This is a genomic window from Curtobacterium sp. VKM Ac-2884, assembly GCF_015350945.1.
Taxonomy (GTDB): Bacteria; Actinomycetota; Actinomycetes; order Actinomycetales; family Microbacteriaceae; genus Curtobacterium.
Genome location: NZ_JADKSA010000004.1, coordinates 234,909 through 254,526, shown reverse-complemented (window position 1 = coordinate 254,526; position 19,618 = coordinate 234,909). Strand labels below are relative to the sequence as shown.

Genomic DNA, 19,618 nt, shown 5'->3' with positions numbered 1-19,618 from the left:
GGCGCGCCGAGTCTCGGGCTGGCCGCGCCGAGTCTCGGGCTGAGCGACAGTTCACGGACGCCCGAGCGCGAGAACTGTCGCTCACCGCGAAACTCGGCCCCGCGCAGCACCGCCCCGCGCAGCAGCACGGCCCCGCGCGACCGGATCCACCGCGAACACCGCCGCCACGATGGTCAGCACCGCGTACATCCCGAGGTACCCGCACAGGATCCACGGCGAGCCCCCACCGAGCTCCACGAACACCGCGGCGAGCAACGGCGTCAGCCCGACGGAGAAGATCGACCCGATCTGGTACCCGAGCGACATCCCCGAGTACCGCCGACCGGTCGGGAACTGCTCCGCGAACCAGGCTGCCTGCGGCCCGTAGATGCTGTCGTGGAAGACGCACATCCCGATCAGCGCCACGAGCGGCAGCAGCACGAGCGGCCCGGCGTCGAGGAACGCGAAGAACGGCCAGATGAGCACGGCGATGCCGGCGGCCGACCAGATCGTGAGCACGCGGCGTCCCACCCGGTCGGACAGCCACCCCCAGAACGGCGTCGACACGAGCGACACCGCCGAGATGACGAGCACCGCCTGCAGCCCGGCGTCCGAGCCCGACGGTCCCCGTACGGCCGCGAGGTAGGTCAGTGAGTACGTCGTCAGGATCGAGTACAGCGCCGGCTGCACCAGGCGCAGTCCGGCGGTCACCAGGATCGCGCGCGGGTGGTGCCGGATCGCCTGCCAGACCGGGAACCGTTCGACCCCGCCGGAGGCCCGCAGCTCCTGGAACACCGGCGCGTCCTGCACGCCGAGCCGGATCACCAGGCCGACGGCCACGATCACCGCGGAGAACAGGAACGGCAGCCGCCACCCCCAGGCCAGGAACGCCTCGTTGCCGAGCATGGACCGCACCAGGGTGAACACGCCGGTCGCGAGCAGCATCCCACCCGCCGACCCCATCTGCGTGAACGCCCCGAACAGCCCGCGGTGCCGTTCGGGTGCGTGCTCGACGGACAGCAGCGCGGACCCGCCCCACTCCGCGCCGGCGGCGACACCCTGCAGCAGCCGCAGGAACACCAGCGCGACGACGGCACCGACCCCGATGGTCGCCGCCGACGGCACGACCCCGATCAGGGTCGACGCGATGCCCATCAGCACCAGGGACGCGACGAGCAGCTTCTTGCGTCCGATGCGGTCGCCCAGGTGTCCGGCGATCACCCCGCCGAGCGGCCGTGCGACGAAGCCGACCCCGTAGGTCGCGAACGACGCGATCACCCCGACCGCGGGCGTCACCGACGGGAAGAACGTGGGCGCGAACACCAGGGCGGACGCCGTCGCGTACAGGTAGAAGTCGTAGTACTCGACCGTCGTGCCGACGAACGAGGCGAGGGCGACGCGACGGCGGGTCGCGGTGGACGACGGTGCGGCGGGACGGCCGGGAGGCGCGGTGACGGTGCTCGGGGTCGGCATGCCTCAGGAGCATGGTCGCCTCCAGGGCCGGGGGGAACACCGCGCGTAACGGAAGGTCACGTCGCTGTCGTCGGGCGGTGCCCGCCGACCACGATGGGGTGCATGAGCGATGCACCGAACCGACCGCTGCGCTTCGCGGCCTTCGTCATGAACACGACGTCGCACATCCAGCACGGCCTCTGGCGGCACCCGGACGCCCGCCAGGCCGACTTCGACGACGTCACGCTCTGGACCGACCTGGCGAAGACCCTCGAGCGCGGCAAGTTCGACGCGATGTTCTTCGCCGACGTCGTCGGGACCTACGGGCCGGGGCGCGGCGACTACTCGACCAACCTGCGCGAGGGGCTGCAGATCCCCTCGAACGACCCCTCGGTGTTGCTCTCCGCGCTCGCCGTGTCGACCGAGCACCTCGGCCTGGCGTTCACGTCGAGCGTCATCCAGTCGCACCCGTTCGACTTCGCCCGCAAGGTCTCCACCCTCGACCACATCACCCGGGGCCGGATCGGCTGGAACGTCGTCACGAGCGCGCTCGACAGCGCCGCCCGGAACTTCGGCGCCGACCGGCTCGAGGAGCACGACGAGCGCTACGTCTGGGCCGAGGAGTACCTCGAGGTCTGCGCGAAGCTCTGGGAGGGCTCGTGGGAGGACGGCGCCGTGCTGAAGGACCCGGTGCGTGGCTACGCCGACCCCGACAAGGTGCACCGCATCGACCACCACGGGAAGCGCTACGACGTGCAAGGGCCGCACCTGAGCGCGCCGAGCCCGCAGCGGACGCCGGTGCTGTTCCAGGCCGGCTCCTCGCCCGCCGGTCGGGCCTTCGCCGCACGGAACGCCGAGGCCCAGTTCATCCTGACCTCGAACCGCGACGCCACCGAGCAGCTCATCCGCGAGACCCGCGACCTCGCCCGGGCAGCCGGGCGTCGGCGGGAGGACATCGCGTTCTTCCTCGGGCTGACCTTCGTCACCGGGTCCACCGAGGCCGAGGCGAAGGCGAAGGAAGCGGAGATCGACGAGTACCTGGCGGCCGACGGCTTCCTGGTGCATTCGAACCTCGGCTTCGACCCGGACACCGGCGAGGCCCTCGACCCGGACACCCCGCTGTCCGAGGTCCGCACCCACGCCGGGCAGTCGCACCTGCAGTGGCTCCGCGAGGCCGCCGGCGACCGCGAACCCACGATCGCCGACCTCGCCCGCCTGTCCGCCAAGCTCCGTGCCCGGGTCGTCGGCACGCCCGACCAGATCGCCGACGAACTCGCCGACTGGCAGCGCGTCGGCGTCGACGGGGTGAACGTCATCAACTGGATCCTGCCCGGCTCGTACGAGGAGTTCGTCGACCACATCGCGCCCACCCTGCAGGAGCGTGGGTTGATGCAGTCCGAGTACCGCGAGGGCACTTTGCGCGAGAAGCTCTTCGGGCACCCGCAGCTGCCGGACTCGCACCCCGCCCGGCAGTGGCGCGGCGCGTTCACGGGCGGCGCGAGCGCGACCGTGGCGGCGCCTGCGGACGCCGCACGTGCCGTGGAGGTGACCGCATGACGGACGCGACGACGACCGACGGACGGGTGACGGGCCTCCCGGCCGATCGTCTGGCGACCCTGCGCGAACGCTTCGCACCCGTGTTCGCGACCATCCGCGAGGGAGCGGTCGAGCGCGAGCTCGCCTCCGGCACCCCCGGCGACCGGCCGTTGCCGCACGCCGAGGTCCGCGCACTCGCCGACGCCGGGTTCGGGCGGCTGCGCGTGCCCGAGGACCGCGGCGGGTTCGGCGTGAGCCTGGTCGAACTCCTGCACCTGGTGGCGGACCTGGCGGCCGCGGACTCGAACATCGCGCACCTGTGGCGGGGGCACTTCGGGTACACCGAACTCGTGCTGCTCCGGCCATCGTCGGCCGGACGGGATGAGTGGCTCCAACGCATCGTCGACGGGGCGATCGTGGGGAACGCGACCTCGGAGCGGACCGGGACGACCCTGGCCGACATCTCGACGACGGTGACGCCGGCTGGCGATTCCCTCCGTCTCGACGGGCGGAAGTTCTACTCGACCGGCACGCTCTACGCCGACTGGATCTACCTGGCGGCGGACCGCTCGGGCGACCGCGTGACGTTCGCCGTGCCGGTCGACGCGCCGGGCGTGACGAGCGTCGACGACTGGGACGGGTTCGGCCAGCGACTGACCGCGTCCGGCACCACGGTCTTCGAGGGTGTGCCGGTCGACCCCGCCGTGGTGTCGGCGTACAAGGACGCACCGCTGTCGCACATCCAGGCCTTCTTCCAGCTGTACCTGCTGGCAGTCCTGGCCGGCATCGGACAGGCGGTGTCCGACGATGCGGTCGCCTTCGTGCGGCCGCGGACCCGGACGTACATCCACGCGAACGCGGCGACGCCGGGGGAGGACCCGCAGGTGCTGGCGGTCCTCGGTCGGTTGTCCGCCGGGGCGTTCACCGCCCGGTCGCTCGTCGTCGCGGCCGCGGGGCTGCTCGACCAGGTCGTCGCGACGAACGAGCCCGGGGTCGGGGTCGACCACGTGCTGCTGAACGCCGCCGAGAACGCGGTCTACCAGGCGCAGGTCGAGATCGGGCCGCGGGTGCTGCGGTCGGCGTCTGAACTGTTCGAGGTCGGCGGGGCGTCCGCTGCCGACCGCACCCGGGCGCTCGACCGGCACTGGCGGAACGCCCGCGTGGTCGCGTCGCACAACCCGGCCGTCTACAAGGAGCGGCTCGTGGGGGAGTACGCGCTGCACGGGCGGGGGCCGGTGGACGCGTGGGAGAAGTACCACGAGGTGGGGCCGACGCGGTTCTGAGGGGGCGGGGGCTGCCCGGGGGCGGCGGCGGCGAGACTCGGCGTGGGCGACACTTCTCGCGTCCCGAGCGCCGAGCAGTGTCGCTCAGCCCGAGTCTCGGCCCTCGCGCGACGAGTCTCGGGGCGCCTACGCCCAGCCGAGCTCGTGCAGCCGCTCGTCGTCGATGCCGTAGAAGTGCCCGATCTCGTGCACGAGGGTGGTGTGCACCTCGTCCTTGAGCTCCTCGACGGTGTCGCACTCGGCCAGGTGCTGCTTGCGGAACACCACGATGCGGTCGGGCAGCTCACCGAAGCCGTACTGCCCGCGCTCGGTCGCCGCGATGCCGTCGTACACGCCGAAGAGCTCTTCGCCGTTCTCCGGCTCGTCCTCGACCACGAACACCACGTTGTCGAGCCCGTCGACCATCTCGTCGGGGAGCAGGTCGAGTTCGTCGGTCACGAGTTGCTCGAAGTCGTCGGCGGACATCTCCATCACGCAGGGATCGTCCCACACCGCGCTGACCACTCGCGGCGAAGCCGCACGGCGCCGGAGGCGCCCAGACAAACACTGAGGGAGAGCCCCGGTTGCGTCACACGCAACAGGACTCTCCCTCGACTGGGGTGAATAACGGGTCTCGAACCCGCGACCTCCTAGACCACAACCAGGCGCTCTACCAACTGAGCTATATCCACCATGCACACACCGGCGGACCGGCGCGACCACTCAATAGTAGTACATGCTGCGGGCGGTGCCGACCACCCGTGTCGTCACTCGGCCGCAGGCTGGGCCAAGCGCGGTTCCCACTTCTCGACGACCTCGGCCTGGACGGCACGCACCTCGTCGGTGGTCGGCCCCGGCTCGGCGACGAAGCCGGCGCGGCGGTAGTACTCGAGCTCCCGGATCGACTCGAGGATGTCCGCGAGGGCCCGGTGCCCACCGTGCTTCTCCGGCGAGTTGAAGTACACGCGCGGGAACCAGCGGCGGCAGAGCTCCTTGATGCTCGACACGTCGACGCTGCGGTAGTGCAAGTGGCCGTCGACGCGGGGCATGTACTTGGACAGGAACGCGCGGTCGGTGCCGATGGTGTTGCCGGCCAGGGGGGCGGTGCCCTCGGCCGGGACGTGCTCGAGGATGTACTCGAGCACCTGGTACTCGGCGTCCGCCAGGCTGACGCCGTTCGGGATCTCCTCGATGAGTCCCGACGTGACGTGCATGTTCGTCACGAACTCGTTCATGTTGTCGAGCGCGGACTGGTCCGGCTTGATCACGATGTCGAATCCGGGGTGCACGGGCTCGAGGTCGAAGTCGGTGATGACCACGGCCACCTCGACGAGTTCGTCGACCTCGAGGTCGAGGCCGGTCATCTCGCAGTCGATCCAGACGAGGCGGTCATTCGCGGTTGCCATGTGCACGATCCTATTCCCGGCGTGCGCACGCCCCGTGCGCAGGTGGTGCGCGGCCGGTGTGGGGCTCGCGTCCGCCGCTGGTGCGCGGTCGCGTCCCCCCGAACCCGCGAGCGGGCGAAATGCCCGGGTCGCGTCGCGAGGCACACGGGTGTTTCGCCCGCTCGCGGGCGCGGCGGTGCCGGAGGCGCGTGGGGCCGTGGTGGTGACGGCCTGGAGGCCCGGTGCCGGTCCGCCGGGCTGGCGCCGGGCCTCCCGGCTGGTCGCGTCCAGTGCGCGCACCGCGAGCGGGCGAAATGCCGCGGTTGCGCGGCGGGGTGACGCGGACATTTCGCCCGCTCGGCGAGACGCTCGGCGAGACCCTGGGGAGGGCCTGCGCTCTGGCCACTCCGCGCCAGCGCGAGCGGGCGAATTGCCTGGGCCGCGTCGGGCGGCACCCGGGTGTTTCGCCCGCTCGCGGAAGACGGGGCGGGGCGGGAGGGTGAGGGGGCCGTGGTGGTGACCGCCTGGAGGCCCCGTGGCGGTCCGTCGGACTGGCGCCGCGCCTCCAGGCTGGTCGCGCCCAGTGCGCAGGGCGCGAGCGGGCGGAATACCCGGGCTACGTTGCAGGGAACCCAGACATTCCGCCCGCTCGCGGCCAGCCAGCCAGCCAGCCAGCCGGACGACGGCAGGCGGACGTGCGTGCGTGCAGTGCGCAGTGCGCAGAGCGCGAGCGGGCGAAATACCCGGGCCGCGTCGGGAGGCACCCGGGTGTTTCGCCCGCTCGCGGAAGCGGAAGCGGAAGCGGAAGCGGCAGCGGGGCGGGGCGGGGCGGGTGAGCTGTGCGGCTAGGACATCTCGCCGGCGCCGATCGCCTCGGCCTCGACGCGCTCCGGCTCGGCACCGTCGTCCACGCGGCGCAGGACCTTCGTGGTGCAGAGGATGACGACGAACGCGACGGCAACGGACGCTCCGGCGAAGACGTACGCGGCCGAGGGGGCGTACGCGTCGGCGAGCAGGGTCGCGACGGGCGGGGCGATGGCGCCGCCGATGAAGCGGACGGCCGAGTAGGCGCTCGAGGCGACCGAGCGGGGCAGGTCCGTGGCCTCCATGACGCACTCGGTGAGCACCGTGTTCAGCACACCGAGCACGAGTCCACCGATGATGACGCAGATGATGAGGCCGACCTGCGAGTCCACGACGACGGCCGCGGCGAAGAGGTCGAGTGCCAGCAGGGGCAGCGCGATCTTCAGCACCGTCGTCCTGCGGAGACGGGCGGTGAGCATCGGGGCGACCCAGACGGAGGTGATCGCGAGACCGAGGCCCCAGCCGAAGAACGTGAAGCCGATGCCGAGCGCACCGAAACCGAGCGGGAACGGCGTGTAGGCGAGCAGGACGAAGAAGCCGATGTTGTAGAAGAGCGCGGTCGCGGCGAGTGCGGCGAGTGCGGGACGGCCGAGGGCGCGGAACGGCGCCGAGAGCTTCGTGGGCGTGGGCTTCTCGAGGCTGCCGGTCTTGAGGAGCGCCACGATGGCGATGAACGCGACGGCCATCAGGGTGGTGACCCCGAAGAACGGGCCGCGCCAGCTGACCGACCCGAGCAGCCCGCCGACGAGCGGGCCGACGGCGATGCCGAGGCCGAGCGCTGCCTCGTACAGGATGATCGCCGAGGCGGTCCCGCCCGACGCCGCACCGACGATGGTCGCCAGGGCGGTGGAGATGAAGAGCGCGTTGCCGAGGCCCCAACCGGCACGGAAGTCGATGATGCTCCACACGCTGTTCGACGTCGCGGCGAGGACCGAGAACACGACGATGAGCGCCAGGCCGATGAGCAGCGTGCGCTTCGCGCCGATGCGGCTCGAGACCCAGCTCGTGAAGAACATCGCGACGCCGGTGACGGCCAGGTAGCTCGTGAAGAGCAGTTCGGTCTGCGCCGGGGTCGCCTTCAGCGATCCAGCGATCGCGGGGAGGATCGGGTCGACGAGGCCGATGCCCATGAAGGCGACGACGCAGGCGAAGGCGATCGCCCAGACCGCTGAGGACTGCTTGAGGATGGAGCCGGACTGGCCGGCAGGTGCGTGGGCGTTCACGCGGTGGTCTCCGTTCTGGTGGTGGTGCGCTGGGCGATCAGGACGGACGCGTGGTGCAGCACATCCCAGTCGTCGTCGGTGAGGTCGGCGAACAACGGGCCGACCGTGTCGGTGAGCGTGGCGCGCCAGGCGGTGAGCCGGGCACGGCCCGCGTCGGTGATCTCGATGAGCTGGCCGCGGGAGTCGTCGGGGTCGACGCTCCGCGTGACCAGGCCGTCGGCGAGCATGCCCGTGACGAGCCGGGTCATCGTGGGTTGCGCCACGCGCGAGGCCGCCGCGAGTTCACCGAGCCGGAGCGGCTCGTCGGACTCGAGGATGCCGAGCGTGCGCCAGACCGCTGCCGACGTGGTGTTGCCCGTCGACTGCGCGGCGCTGCGGATCAGGCGGTTGACGGAGACGAGGAGCGTCTCGATCGTCTGCGCGCGCGTTGTTTCCATAGCTGAACTATATAGCGATGCTATGCATTGCGCAACAGACCGCATCAGGGGCCGCCTGGTAGAAGGGATGCATGAGCGACATCACCATCCACGAAGGCGACGAGTACACCGCGATCTTCCACGGCGGACCCTTCGACGGCACGACCGAAACCCGCACCGCGACGAGCGACGCGCTGGACGACGAGGTCACGGTGTTCGCCGACGTCGAGGGCCTGCAGACGGCCTTCACCTACCGCGCCACCAAGTCCCGTCAGGTCCTCGACCAGACCTCGGTCGAGTTCACCTACGAGCCGGGGGAGTCCGACCCGGTGGACGACCTCGCCGACCGCGGCGACCGCAGCGGCGAGTTCGACCGGGAGTAGAACCCCGCGCCGCCGCGTTGCACGGTCACATGCAGCTCGACCTCTGGACGTCCGCCTTCTGTGCGCCGTGCGCCGCCGCCCGCCGGGTGTCGGCCGAGGCCTCGGAGCTCGTCCCGGGGCTCGCCGTGACCGAACGCGACGTGGCGTCGTACCCCGACGACGCAGAGGACCTCGGCATCCGTTCCACGCCCACGATCATCGTGCGGCGGGAGGACGGGGCCGAGGTCTTCCGTTCACCCGGGGTCCCCACCCGCGACCAGCTCCTGCTGGCGATCGCCAAGGCCCTCTGACGCGGCTGCGCCCGCCTCGCCATCGCCGCCCGCTGCCCGCTGCGACGTCGGCGCCGCCACCACGACCGGCTCCGGCGGGTCGACCAGCGCCCTGGCCTTCCGCGCGAGCCGCTTCGTCGTTCGGATCGGCGCCCCGATCACGAGCGCGAGCCAGCCCAGCGCCGAGCGGTCCGCTCCGCCCAGGGCGTTCTTCCGCTCCCAGGCCCGGCGCAGTACCCCGCCCCGGCTGCGGCGTGCGGGTTCCCGGTCGACGAGCGTCCCGGCGTCCCGCTGCACCATGAGCTCGGTGAGCCGGCGCTGCCAGTCGTCGTCCGAGGCCGGGTGGAAGTAGTTGTCCTGCATCCAGCTCGGGCGGACCGTCCCGAACCGGCCGTCCACCAGGTCGACCGAGTCGCCCTCGAGGCCGCTCGACACGAACACCTCGTTGATGAGGTGGCGGCCGATGCCGAAGTCCGTCAGCGTCAGCGCGGGCACACCACGTGCGGCCGCTTCGAGCACCGCCGTCGAGCTGATCGTCACGAGGGCCACCGCACGGTCGAGGTGTTCGGCCATCGGCCCGCTCTCGACCACCAGGTTGGGCGGCGCGTCGGCCGGTACGAGGTCGGGGTAGGGGTGTTCCTCGCGGTGCGTCTGGTGTTCGCCGGCGGCCGCGCGGGTCTTGATCACGACGCGCCACTCCGGGTGCTGTCGTGCGGTCGCGACGAGCCACTCCACGACGAGGGCCCGGTCGACGCGCTCCAGCGGGACGCTCGGCTGGGCCGCGAAGACGACGGCGTCACGGACGGGTGCACCGTTCGTGTTCGTGCCCGTGCTGGCGGTCGCAGTCGCGCCCGTGCTGGCGCTCGCAGTCGCGCCCGTGCTGGCGGTCGAGCTCCGGGCGAAGGGCAGCGTGGCGAGCGCGAAGTGCGGCTCCACACCGCCCTCGGTCGCCATCTCCTCGTACGCCCGTACCTCGCGGTGGCTGTGCAGCACGAACAGGTCGGCACGCGCACGGAAGAAGATGCCCTTCCACTTCGCCGGGAACGAGATGCCCGGCAGGCCGGACACCAGCACCGGCCGGTCCGGGATCCGGCGGTGCACCTCGTCGATGACGAGTTCGGCGACCGGGCCGATCAGGGACACGAGGACGGCGTCGGGCGGATCGACGCGGAGCTCCTCGACGACGGCGTCGACGTCCTTCGGCGTCGGCGGAGTCGCCCGCAGGTGCGCGAGTCGTGCGTCGAGCCCGCGGAACGCCGAGCGCAGCTGCTTCGCGCTGGCCGAACGCGGCGTCGCGACGGTCCGCAGGTCGAGGTCCCAGCCGGCCGGTGCCGCCGCGAGCAGGTGGGCGCCCCACTTGGCGAACGAGTCGGTGTCGACCAGGGCGACCACACGTCGGCCGCGGGATGACGGGCCGGACGGGAGGCGCGCCGCCCGTCCGGCGGTCGACGCACCCCCGTCAGCCGGCACGTCCAGGGCGCCGGTCTCGTCGACCGGGCCGCTCACGCGGTCTCCGCTCACGCGGTCTCTGCTCACGCGCCGACGCGGCGCAGCTTGGCGAGCGGCGCCCGCTCGCCCGGGAAGATGCGCTTCACCCCGTCACCGAGCGCGGTCTCGATGATCCGGATGTCCCGCGCCAGGGTCTTCAGGCCGTGCGGCTCGAGCGAGGCCGCGTGGTCCGAGCCCCACATCGTGCGGTCGAGCGTGATGTGCCGTTCGACCGCGGTGGCGCCGAGGGCCACGGCGGCGATCGAGATCTGCAGCCCCGGCTCGTGGCCGGAGTACCCGACCGGAACGCCCGAGTAGCGGTGCGCGAGGGTGTCGATCATGCGCAGGTTCGCCTCCTCGGCGGGGAGCGGGTACGTCGACGTGGCGTGCATGAGCACGAGGCGGTCGGTGCCGAGGGCGTCGACGGCGGCGTCGATCTGCTCGAGCGTCGACATGCCCGTCGACAGGATGACGGGCTTGCCGGTCGCGGCGACGGCCGCGAGCATCCCGAGGTCGGTCACCGACGCCGAGGCGATCTTGTACGCGACGACGTTGAGGTCCTCGAGGAAGTCCACCGACGGCTCGTCCCAGGGGGAGGCGAACCAGTCGAGGCCACGCAGCGTCGCGTGGTCGCCGATCTCGATGTACTGGTCGCGGTCGAACTCGACGCGGTAGCGGTACTCCAGGTAGGTCATCTCGCCCCACGGGGTGCTGCGGGGCGTGTTCTTCATGTGCTCGGGCGTGGAGATCGCCGGGGTGCGCTTCTGGAACTTGACGGCCTGCAGCCCGGCGTCGGCGGCGACGTCGATGAGCTGCTTGGCGATGTCGACGTCACCGTTGTGGTTGAGGCCGATCTCGCCGATGAGGTACGCGGGGTGGCCCGCGCCGATCGTGGACGTGCCGATGGTGACGGTCATGGTGCTCCGTTCAGTGCGGGGGCTGCCCGCGTCGGGGATGGGTCGTGGTCGGGGATCTGGGGAGCGACGACATCGGCCGTGGCTTCGGCCGCGGCTTCGGCCGCGATCAGGTCGGTCTCGTCGTCGATGTCGATTGCGCCGGCGGGGTCGACGGCGATGAGCTCGACGCGGCCGTGGAAGCGGTGCCGGTGCTGCCGGAAGCCGTCGGTCCGCATGACGTACGAGGCGCCGGTCTCGCGGTACTCGGCCGCGCGGTCCTGGCGACGCGGACGGGTGGCCGCGTCGTGGTTCACGGCGACGGCGGAACCGTCGTCGGCGACCCGCCACAGGAACGCGTGCGACGGCGCTGCGGCGAACACGACGTCGGCGTGCCCCTCCGAGACGCGCCGGATCGCCGTGTCGAGGTCGTCCGGGTCGATGAACGGCGAGGTCGCCTGCAGGAACACCAGGACCTCGGGCAGCGCGCCGCCGGCGGCCTCGAGTTCGTCGAGCACGTGGAGCAGCGCGGACTCCGATGACGCCTGGTCGCCCGCGAGGTCGGCCGGCCGTCGGACCACGTCGGCACCGGCTGCGCGGGCCTCGGCGGCGATGGCGTCACCGTCGGTCGTGACGACCACGGCGTCGATCAGTGCTGCGCTGCGTGCCGACTCCACCGCCCGGCGGACGAGCGTCCGACCGCCGACCGTCCGGAGGTTCTTGCCCGGGATGCCCTTCGAGCCGGCGCGTGCGGGGACGACGGCGAGGACGGTGGCAGAGGAGTGCATCTCCCGGACGGTACGAAGCGCGGGTGTCCCGGAGGCGAACTGTGGGCAGACGACGGCCGAACCGTTCCGGAACCGCTCGACCGGCGGGTCCCGGTTAGAATCGACGTCGCTCGCCTCCGTAGCTCAGTGGATAGAGCAGGTGGTTTCTACCCACCGTGCCGCGGGTTCGATTCCTGCCGGGGGCACGACGCGAACGGGCCGCCATCCGATCGGATGGCGGCCCGTTGCTCGTTCGTGGGGGTGTCGGACGCGGGGTGCTGGGTGCTGGGTGCTGCTTGTCCGTGCCCGCTACTCGTCGTCGTCCGCGGCGCGGCGGCGGAGTTCGGAGGCGCTGATCGGCTGCGTGTGCGTCGCCTCGGACGTCTCGTCCGCGTCGGTGGGCTCCGCCGGCGCCTGGGTGATGCGGGTCGGGATCGACGTCGTGTTCGTCGTGCCCGGGGTCTCGACCCTCGGAGCAGGAGCGGATGCCGGGGCCGTCGGTGCGCCCGGGGTCGTCGGGACGTCGTTGGCGGGCGTCCGGTTGACGTGGGCGTCGGCCGAGGTGGGCGCCGGCGTCGCGACGGTGGACGACGCGGGACGGTCGGTGCCGCGGGCCGGGGTCACCCGGTCGGTGTCACCGAAGGCCTTGGTGACGGCGTCGTCGTCCACCACCTCGGTGTCGTCGGTGCCGCGGCTCGGGGTGGAGCGTGCGGGGGACGTGGGTGTGCCGAGCGCCGGGCGCACGGGCGGTGCGGCGTCGTCACCGTAGACGCGGGTGGTGTTCTCGCCGTAGGAGCGGGTGGCGTTGGCGTCCGACCCACCGCGGTTCACCGAGAACCCGGGTCCTGCAGCGGGAGCGGACGCCGACCCGGCTGCGGCAGCGGGGGTGCCACCGGCGGGGGCCGACCCGGCGTTGGCCGGGGCCGACGGCGCGGAGGCGGGCGTGCCTCCCGGACGCTGTGCCGGACGCAGGGAAGTCGTCGTCGGCGTCGGGCGCTCGACGGGAGCGGCCTGAGCGGGCGCTGCCGGGGTCTGCGGGCGGGCGGTGCTGTTCTGGTCGGCGTTCCAGTCCTGCTGGCGCTTGATCAGGTCGGCATCCGGGTCGGGGGACTCGAACTTCCAGCGCTCGAGGTCGGCCTTGAAGAGCTTGCGTGCGCGGCCCGGACGGGCCTGCCACTCGAGCAGGCGGTCGCGGAACTCCGCGAGCGACTGGTCGGCCTGGAAGCTGAAGGTCGACGAGTTCTTCTTGATGTCGGCGATCTCGTGCTGTGCCCAGTTGGCGGCGAGGGGCGCACCCTGCACGGGGAGCAGCCGGAGCCGGATGTCGGCATCCTCTGCCAGGTGGTCCGCGTAGCCGCGTTCGTCGTGCCCGAGCGAACCCCAAGCAGCGGCCTTGCGCGCCGCGGAGATGATCGCCGCGACGGCGGCGTTCTTCGACTCGCGCTCCTGCAGGGCGACGACCCGTTTGGTCGCACCCCGTCCGATGAGCGCCGCGATCACGCCGGCGACGACGATGGCGACGAAGGGGATCACGGCACCCGAGATCACCCGCCACCCGTCGTCGGACGAAGTCCAGTCGGTCAGGTCGTTCCACCAGTCCATGCGCGCACCATACTCACGAAACGGTCAGGCCCCGGGGAGGACGGACGGCGTTCCGCGCATCCGACCCGAGATGATTCCAATCTGGAACATCATGACCAGCGGAGGCAGTCCACGGCGTCGTCGGCGGACCACACGTTCGGCAGCTCGACGAACCGACGCTCGGTCGCGACGTAGCGACGGGCGCGGTAGGCGGTGTCACCGGCGACGTCGATGCGGTCGACGTAGCCGACGATCTCGCCGTTGGCGCGGGTCACGCGGCTCAGGTCGTCGCGGACGTCGAGGATGCGGTAGTCGCCGCGCGACCGGGAGAGCGGGACGGTGCGGATCCGCAGTGCGGGTTCGGTCGTGGTCTGCATCGTGGCCTCCTGGTCGGTGTGGTCTCGACGTTACGGGCCACCACCGACACGCCGGGGCCGTGCTGACGCATCGTGGACGGCGGAGTGGGCGGTGCGTGCTGTGGAGGGCATGTCCCCGGTCCGGCCCCGCGCGGATGTCGGGGAGGTAGGTTGTGGCCATGACCACGTTCGTGCTCGCAGGTGGATGTTTCTGGTGTCTCGACGCCGTGTACCGCACGCTCCAGGGCGTGCAGGACGTGGAGTCCGGCTACATCGGCGGTCGGGTGGAGAACCCGTCGTACGAGCTGGTGTGCACGGGCTCGACCGGTCACGCCGAGGCGGTCGCGGTCACCTTCGACGAGACGGTGATCCCGGCCGAGGTCATCCTCGACGTGTTCTTCACGCTGCACGACCCGCGGCAGCTCAACCGGCAGGGTGCCGACGTCGGCACGCAGTACCGCTCGGCGATGTTCCCGGCCGACGACGCGCAGCGCGCACTGTTCGAGCAGGCGATCGAGCGCGCGTCCGACATCTGGGACGGCGGGATCGTCACCACGATCGAGCCGCTCTCGACGTTCTACTCGGCGGAGGAGTACCACCAGGACTTCTTCGCGAAGAACCCCGGTCAGGGCTACTGCCTCGCAGTCGCGCTGCCCAAGGTGAACAAGGTCCGCAAGGCCTACAGTCAGTACATCCTGGCGTCCTGATCCTCGGGCGTCGGGGCCACGAGGAGGTGGTCGAACGATGACGAACAACACCGGGACCTGGGTCGCGATCGGTCCGGCAGGTGCGGTGGGCAGCATCCACCGTGCCGCGGACGGCTTCCAGGTCGAGCTCTACGGACGAGGGCGCACCGGCGGGCTCTACCCGTCGCTCGAGTCGGCGAAGGGCGCGGTCCACGCGGCGCTCGGCCCGCTCGCGGCGCGGCCCGAGTTCCGAGCGCACTAGCGGTCCAGGGCCGGACAGGAGGCCCGGGGGACTCGTCCTCCACAGGTCGCCTGGTCGGGTCCACACGCCACAGATCGAGCCCGGGGCTGCTTCCGCAGCCCCGGGCTCGATGACGATCGACGCATGAACGACATCATCACCGTCTGCGGAATCGTCGCCACGGAACCCCGTCACCTCGTCACCGAGACCGGCATCGCCATCACGAGCCTGCGCCTCGCCTCACCGTCACGTCGATGGGACCGGGCCAGCGCGGCCTGGGTCAACGGTGCGACCAACTGGTACACCGTCACCGCGTTCCGCTCCCTCGCGTCGAACGTGTTCAAGTCCCTGAAGAAGGGCGACCGCATCGTCGTGTCCGGCCGCGTCCGGATCCGCACCTGGGAGCGCGACGGCCGGGGCGGCACGTCGGTCGAGATCGATGCCGACGGCATCGGGCACGACCTGGCGTGGGGCATCAGCAACTGGGTCCGGGTGCCGCGGCAGGTGAACGACACCGCGTCCGGGCACGGCGGCGTGCGGGGCGTCGATCCCCGAACCGGCGAGGTGCACGGCGGCGGCCTCGTCGCTGCTCCGGCGCTCGACGGTCAACGGCACGAGCACGGGCAGGACGCCGGCCACGAGCTCGGGGCGGACCCTCAGGCGGAGACCGACCACCGAGCCGAGGCCGACCACGGCGACGGGCCCGACCACGAGAACGAGGCCGGGACCGACCACGGGCTGGACGGCGCGGACGCGGTCGGGCCGTCCGAGCGGATGCTCGAGCAGGACGGAGCCGCATTCGACCCGCAGCCGTCGGATGACGACGGGCCGCTCACTCGGGCCGCCGCGTGACCCTGGTCAGACGCCCCGGACGGTCACCACTTCTGCGCGATCATCCCGATGCCGGACACCTGGTCGGTGTCCCAGTTGCCGCCGCGCGGCAGCCCGGAGACCCGACCGTTGATCCGGAACGTCGCTCCCTGGACCGCCGGCTTGTTGATCTGGGTCGCCTTGATGCCGTGGAACGAGAAGTTCGTGTTCCACGTGCCGTTCAGACCGGTCCGGCCCTTGACGTTGCCCACCGTGATGCGGGTGTCCTGGACAGTGGAGTGCACGACGTCGCCGTTGAGGCGGCCGTTCGCCTCGGCGTTGAAGAACAGCCGACCGTCCAGGTTGAGCTTGAGCGTGCCGATCGTCTTGTGGTTGACGATCATCGTCGCGACGTCGTTCTGGTACCAGCGCATACCGATCGGGGTGTTCTTGTTCGTCGCCGGACCGAGGTACCCGTAGGTGAACTTGCCGTTCTGCACCCGCTCCCAGATGAAGCGCGGCTTGCCCTTGCTCTCGGGCGAGCCCTTGTCCGACTGGATGCCGAACGCGTAGGCGTTGTTGTGGGCGTCGTGCACGTTGATGTACGACGAGTACCCCGTACCGGCCCCGTCGGCGCTGATGGTCGCCGTGTAGAGCAGGTAAGGGGAGCCCTTCGGCACTGCGCCGGCGGCCGTCGCCGGAGACGCAGGCGCGACGAGGGCAGCGGTGAGCGCGATCGCTCCGAGGAAGGGGAGCGCGAGTCGGCGCAGTCGTGTGGCGTGCCTGGTCATGGTTGTCATCCCGTCCGTGATCCTGAGCCGGTCCGCGTCGTGGTGAGTGACGGGCCCCGAGGTGGTTGGCGAGGACAACCTACGTCGTCGTCACGGATCCCGACAGCCCCCCGTTCCGCAGGGTGCGCGAAGCGGCGATCCGGTGCCGAGCGCGCGACGCACCGACGGGGTCACTACACTTGGGGCCGATATGGCTGAGTACATCTACCAGATGGTCCGCGCCCGCAAGGCGGTCGGCGACAAGCTGATCCTCGACGACGTCACGATGTCGTTCCTCCCCGGCGCCAAGATCGGCGTCGTGGGACCGAACGGTGCGGGCAAGTCGACGATCCTGAAGATCATGGCCGGTCTCGACCAGCCGTCGAACGGCGAGGCGAAGCTCACGCCGGGCTTCACCGTCGGCATCCTCATGCAGGAGCCGGAGCTCGACGAGACGAAGACCGTGCTCGAGAACGTCCAGGAAGGCGTCGGCGAGATCCACGCGAAGCTCGCCCGCTTCAACGAGATCTCCGCGCTGATGGCCGAGCCCGACGCCGACTTCGACGCGCTCCTCGCCGAGATGGGCACGCTGCAGGAGGAGATCGACGCCGCCGACGCGTGGGACCTCGACTCGCAGCTCGAGCAGGCCATGGCCGCGCTCCAGTGCCCCCCGGGGGACGAGCTCGTCACGCACCTGTCCGGCGGTGAGAAGCGTCGTGTCGCGCTCTGCAAGCTCCTGCTCCAGAAGCCCGACCTGCTCCTGCTCGACGAGCCCACCAACCACCTGGACGCCGAGAGTGTGCAGTGGCTCGAGCAGCACCTGCAGCAGTACCACGGTGCCGTCCTCGCCGTGACCCACGACCGGTACTTCCTGGACCACGTGGCCCAGTGGATCGCCGAGGTCGACCGTGGTCGCCTCTACCCGTACGAGGGCAACTACTCGACGTACCTCGAGAAGAAGCGTGCGCGCCTCGAGGTGCAGGGCAAGAAGGACGCGAAGCTCGCGAAGCGCCTGTCCTCCGAGCTCGACTGGGTCCGCAGCAACACCAAGGGCCGTCAGGCGAAGTCGAAGGCCCGTCTCGCCCGGTACGAAGAGATGGTCACCGAGGCCGAGCGCACCCGCAAGCTCGACTTCGAGGAGATCGTGATCCCCGTGGGCCCGCGTCTGGGGTCGCAGGTCATCGACGCCGAGAAGTTGCACAAGCAGTTCGGTGAGCGCGTCATCATCGGTGACCTGTCCTTCACGCTGCCCCGCAACGGCATCGTCGGTGTCATCGGCCCGAACGGTGTCGGCAAGACGACCCTGTTCAAGACGATCGTCGGGCTCGAGCCCCTCGACGGTGGCACGCTGAAGATCGGCGACACGGTCGACATCTCGTACGTCGACCAGAGCCGTGGCGGCATCGACCCGAACAAGAACCTGTGGGAGGTCGTGTCCGACGGGCTCGACTACATCCAGGTCGGCAAGACCGAGATCCCGTCCCGCGCGTACGTCTCGCAGTTCGGGTTCAAGGGCCCGGACCAGCAGAAGCGTGCTGGCATCCTGTCCGGTGGTGAGCGCAACCGTCTGAACCTCGCGCTGACCCTCAAGCAGGGCGGCAACCTGCTGCTCCTCGACGAGCCGACGAACGACCTGGACGTCGAGACCCTCGGCAGCCTCGAGAACGCCCTGCTCGAGTACCCCGGTTGCGCCGTGGTCATCACCCACGACCGGTGGTTCCTCGACCGCATCGCGACCCACATCCTGGCGTGGGAAGGCCTCAACGAGGACGGCACGCCGAACTGGTACTGGTTCGAGGGCAACTTCGAGGCGTACGAGGAGAACAAGATCGAGCGCCTCGGTGCCGACGCCGCGAAGCCCGGGCGCGCGACGTACCGCAAGCTCACCCGCGACTGACCCGCGTGGCGAGACTGCACGCTCCCATCCGCATGCGGTGGAGCGACATCGACGCCTACGGCCACGTCAACAACTCCGCGATGCTGCGCCTGCTCGAAGAGGCGCGCATCGTGGGGTTCTGGGGCCCGGACGCCGGTGAGCTGTCGGCTGACGGCAGCCTTCCCGAGCCGATCATCGACGGTCGGCCGGGCTCCGGCACGATGACGGTGATCGCCGGACAGCGCCTCGAGTACCTCGCGTCGATCCCGTACCTGCGCCAGCCGCTCGACATCCAGATGTGGATCGGGCGGCTCGGTGGGGCGAGCGTCGACGTGTCGTACGAGGTCTGGTCGCCGGTCGGGCAGCAGCCGGCCGAGCTCTACACCCGGGCGACGACCGCGCTCGTCATGGTGGACGCCGCGACGAACCGTCCTCGGCGGCTGACCGCGGCCGAGCGTGCGGCGTGCGAGCAGTACCTCGAGGCGCCGGTGGAGTTCAGCCGCCCGTAGGGACCCGCATCATCCCCTCCTGCGCCACGGTCGCCAGCAGGCGTCCGTCGCGGGAGAACATCCGGCCGAACGCGAGCCCCCGGCCGCCCTGCGCACTGGGGGACTCCTGCGTGTACAGGACCCACTCGTCGGCCCGACCGTCGCGGTGCCACCACATCGCGTGGTCGAGGCTGGCGCTCTTCACGCCGGGCGTGCCCCAGGCGACGCCGTGCCGCCGCATGATCGGTTCGAGGATCGACAGGTCGCTGGCGTACCCGAGGACCGCACGGTGCAGCGCGGGGTCGTCCGGCAGGTCGCCCTGCACACGGAACCAGACCGCCTGGTGCGGCACGTGCTCGCCCTGCACGTCGACGAACACCGGTCCCTCGACGTGCCGCAGGTCGATCGACCGTTCGGCCCAGGCCTTGGCGACGGGGTGGTCGATGGTGGACAGGATCGACGCGGCGGACGGCAGCGACTCCGGTGACGGCGTGTCCACCGGGTACGGGTCCTGGTGCTCGACCCCGGTGTCCGGCACCTGGAACGACGCGATCATCGAGAAGATCGGCACACCGCGCTGGTAGGCCTGCACGCGCCGCGTCGCGAAGGACCGACCGTCGTGGATGCGTTCGACGCCGAAGGTGATCGGCACGTCGATGTCGCCGGGGCGCAGGAAGTACCCGTGCATCGAGTGGATGTCACGCCCCTCGATGGTGGCCTGCGCAGCGACGATGCACTGGGCGAGCACCTGACCGCCGAACACCCGCCCACCGGGGGACCAGTGGTTCGCGCCGGTGAGGATCGTCTCACCCGTGCTCGCACCGGTATCCTCGAGTCGGAGTGTCCGCAGGAAGTCGGGTTCGCCGTTCACGTGGTGCAGTCTACGAACACAG

General features: G+C 71.0%; 21 protein-coding genes and 2 tRNA genes. 10 read left to right on the top strand and 13 right to left on the bottom strand.

The features are described from left to right. Positions 1 to 81 precede the first annotated feature (81 nt). On the bottom strand, positions 82 to 1,452 hold the full coding sequence (locus ITJ60_RS12790) for an MFS transporter (protein WP_194648181.1): 1,371 nt from the start codon (positions 1,450 to 1,452) through the stop codon (positions 82 to 84). A 102-nt stretch (positions 1,453 to 1,554) separates the two neighbouring features. Between ITJ60_RS12790 and ITJ60_RS12785 the strand changes: the two genes are divergently transcribed. Together ITJ60_RS12785 and ITJ60_RS12780 are read left to right on the top strand one after the other, a co-directional pair. Beyond that, positions 1,555 to 2,988, top strand: coding sequence for an LLM class flavin-dependent oxidoreductase (locus ITJ60_RS12785; protein WP_194648180.1), 1,434 nt, complete (start codon positions 1,555 to 1,557; stop codon positions 2,986 to 2,988). Next, positions 2,985 to 4,250: an acyl-CoA dehydrogenase family protein gene (locus ITJ60_RS12780; protein ID WP_194648179.1), complete on the top strand. Its 1,266-nt coding sequence runs from the start codon at positions 2,985 to 2,987 to the stop codon at positions 4,248 to 4,250. Before ITJ60_RS12785 ends, ITJ60_RS12780 begins: the two co-directional genes overlap by 4 nt. A 126-nt stretch (positions 4,251 to 4,376) precedes the next feature. Here ITJ60_RS12780 and ITJ60_RS12775 read toward each other — a convergent pair whose 3' ends face one another. From ITJ60_RS12775 to ITJ60_RS12755, 5 genes are all read right to left on the bottom strand, one after another. Continuing rightward, positions 4,377 to 4,721 carry a metallopeptidase family protein gene (locus tag ITJ60_RS12775; RefSeq protein WP_123341128.1) on the bottom strand — a complete coding sequence of 115 codons (345 nt, stop codon included), beginning with the start codon at positions 4,719 to 4,721 and terminating at the stop codon, positions 4,377 to 4,379. A 124-nt stretch (positions 4,722 to 4,845) separates the two neighbouring features. Continuing rightward, positions 4,846 to 4,921: transfer RNA gene (locus ITJ60_RS12770), tRNA-His, on the bottom strand. Positions 4,922 to 4,996: 75 nt separating this feature from the next. Further along, on the bottom strand, positions 4,997 to 5,635 hold the full coding sequence (orn, locus tag ITJ60_RS12765) for an oligoribonuclease (protein WP_123294017.1): 639 nt from the start codon (positions 5,633 to 5,635) through the stop codon (positions 4,997 to 4,999). An 824-nt stretch (positions 5,636 to 6,459) separates the two neighbouring features. Next, complete coding sequence (locus ITJ60_RS12760) at positions 6,460 to 7,701, bottom strand: MFS transporter (protein ID WP_131878453.1); 1,242 nt, start codon at positions 7,699 to 7,701, stop codon at positions 6,460 to 6,462. Then, on the bottom strand, positions 7,698 to 8,138 hold the full coding sequence (locus ITJ60_RS12755) for a MarR family winged helix-turn-helix transcriptional regulator (RefSeq protein WP_123294015.1): 441 nt from the start codon (positions 8,136 to 8,138) through the stop codon (positions 7,698 to 7,700). The genes ITJ60_RS12760 and ITJ60_RS12755 overlap by 4 nt, the downstream gene beginning before the upstream one ends. A 71-nt stretch (positions 8,139 to 8,209) precedes the next feature. On the opposite strand from ITJ60_RS12755, the gene ITJ60_RS12750 reads away from it, so the two are divergent. Both ITJ60_RS12750 and ITJ60_RS12745 read left to right on the top strand, forming a co-directional pair. Beyond that, positions 8,210 to 8,500 (top strand): oligoribonuclease, encoded by a 291-nt coding sequence (locus tag ITJ60_RS12750; RefSeq protein WP_194648178.1) that lies wholly within the window; start codon positions 8,210 to 8,212, stop codon positions 8,498 to 8,500. Positions 8,501 to 8,529: 29 nt separating this feature from the next. Next, on the top strand, positions 8,530 to 8,790 hold the full coding sequence (locus ITJ60_RS12745; RefSeq protein ID WP_194648177.1) for a thioredoxin family protein: 261 nt from the start codon (positions 8,530 to 8,532) through the stop codon (positions 8,788 to 8,790). On the opposite strand, the gene ITJ60_RS12740 is transcribed toward ITJ60_RS12745, so the two are convergent. The 3 genes from ITJ60_RS12740 to ITJ60_RS12730 are packed head-to-tail and all read right to left on the bottom strand — an operon-like array spanning position 8,734 to position 11,938. Then, positions 8,734 to 10,290, bottom strand: a complete 1,557-nt coding sequence (locus ITJ60_RS12740; protein ID WP_194648176.1) for a DUF6716 putative glycosyltransferase — start codon at positions 10,288 to 10,290, stop codon at positions 8,734 to 8,736. The two genes, ITJ60_RS12745 and ITJ60_RS12740, sit on opposite strands and share 57 nt — an antisense overlap. An 11-nt stretch (positions 10,291 to 10,301) precedes the next feature. Next, positions 10,302 to 11,174, bottom strand: coding sequence for an N-acetylneuraminate synthase family protein (locus ITJ60_RS12735; RefSeq protein ID WP_123294011.1), 873 nt, complete (start codon positions 11,172 to 11,174; stop codon positions 10,302 to 10,304). After that, complete coding sequence (locus ITJ60_RS12730) at positions 11,171 to 11,938, bottom strand: cytidylyltransferase domain-containing protein (protein WP_194648175.1); 768 nt, start codon at positions 11,936 to 11,938, stop codon at positions 11,171 to 11,173. Before ITJ60_RS12730 ends, ITJ60_RS12735 begins: the two co-directional genes overlap by 4 nt. A 112-nt stretch (positions 11,939 to 12,050) precedes the next feature. On the opposite strand from ITJ60_RS12730, the gene ITJ60_RS12725 reads away from it, so the two are divergent. Then, a tRNA-Arg gene (locus tag ITJ60_RS12725) sits at positions 12,051 to 12,123 on the top strand. A gap of 103 nt (positions 12,124 to 12,226) precedes the next feature. Here ITJ60_RS12725 and ITJ60_RS12720 read toward each other — a convergent pair. Both ITJ60_RS12720 and ITJ60_RS12715 read right to left on the bottom strand, forming a co-directional pair. Further along, positions 12,227 to 13,519, bottom strand: a complete 1,293-nt coding sequence (locus ITJ60_RS12720; protein WP_194648174.1) for a hypothetical protein — start codon at positions 13,517 to 13,519, stop codon at positions 12,227 to 12,229. An 89-nt stretch (positions 13,520 to 13,608) separates the two neighbouring features. Next, positions 13,609 to 13,875, bottom strand: a complete 267-nt coding sequence (locus tag ITJ60_RS12715) for a hypothetical protein (RefSeq protein WP_111086795.1) — start codon at positions 13,873 to 13,875, stop codon at positions 13,609 to 13,611. A 158-nt stretch (positions 13,876 to 14,033) separates the two neighbouring features. On the opposite strand from ITJ60_RS12715, the gene msrA reads away from it, so the two are divergent. The 3 genes from msrA to ITJ60_RS12700 all read left to right on the top strand — a co-directional run bounded on the left by msrA (position 14,034) and on the right by ITJ60_RS12700 (position 15,633). Next, a complete protein-coding gene (msrA, locus tag ITJ60_RS12710; protein WP_194648173.1) occupies positions 14,034 to 14,561 on the top strand; it encodes a peptide-methionine (S)-S-oxide reductase MsrA in 528 nt (175 codons plus the stop codon). A gap of 37 nt (positions 14,562 to 14,598) precedes the next feature. Then, on the top strand, positions 14,599 to 14,802 hold the full coding sequence (locus ITJ60_RS12705; protein ID WP_111086793.1) for a methyltransferase: 204 nt from the start codon (positions 14,599 to 14,601) through the stop codon (positions 14,800 to 14,802). Between the two features lie 123 nt (positions 14,803 to 14,925). Then, on the top strand, positions 14,926 to 15,633 hold the full coding sequence (locus tag ITJ60_RS12700; protein WP_194648172.1) for a single-stranded DNA-binding protein: 708 nt from the start codon (positions 14,926 to 14,928) through the stop codon (positions 15,631 to 15,633). 23 nt (positions 15,634 to 15,656) lie between these two features. Here the strand turns inward: ITJ60_RS12700 and ITJ60_RS12695 are convergent, their stop codons facing one another. Beyond that, on the bottom strand, positions 15,657 to 16,382 hold the full coding sequence (locus ITJ60_RS12695; RefSeq protein ID WP_159573927.1) for a hypothetical protein: 726 nt from the start codon (positions 16,380 to 16,382) through the stop codon (positions 15,657 to 15,659). Between the two features lie 190 nt (positions 16,383 to 16,572). On the opposite strand from ITJ60_RS12695, the gene ettA reads away from it, so the two are divergent. Further along, complete coding sequence (gene ettA / locus ITJ60_RS12690) at positions 16,573 to 18,258, top strand: energy-dependent translational throttle protein EttA (protein ID WP_111086790.1); 1,686 nt, start codon at positions 16,573 to 16,575, stop codon at positions 18,256 to 18,258. A gap of 32 nt (positions 18,259 to 18,290) precedes the next feature. Beyond that, on the top strand, positions 18,291 to 18,746 hold the full coding sequence (locus ITJ60_RS12685) for an acyl-CoA thioesterase (RefSeq protein ID WP_123673308.1): 456 nt from the start codon (positions 18,291 to 18,293) through the stop codon (positions 18,744 to 18,746). On the opposite strand, the gene ITJ60_RS12680 is transcribed toward ITJ60_RS12685, so the two are convergent. Beyond that, complete coding sequence (locus ITJ60_RS12680; protein WP_123673310.1) at positions 18,733 to 19,596, bottom strand: acyl-CoA thioesterase; 864 nt, start codon at positions 19,594 to 19,596, stop codon at positions 18,733 to 18,735. The two genes, ITJ60_RS12685 and ITJ60_RS12680, sit on opposite strands and share 14 nt — an antisense overlap. Positions 19,597 to 19,618 lie beyond the last annotated feature (22 nt).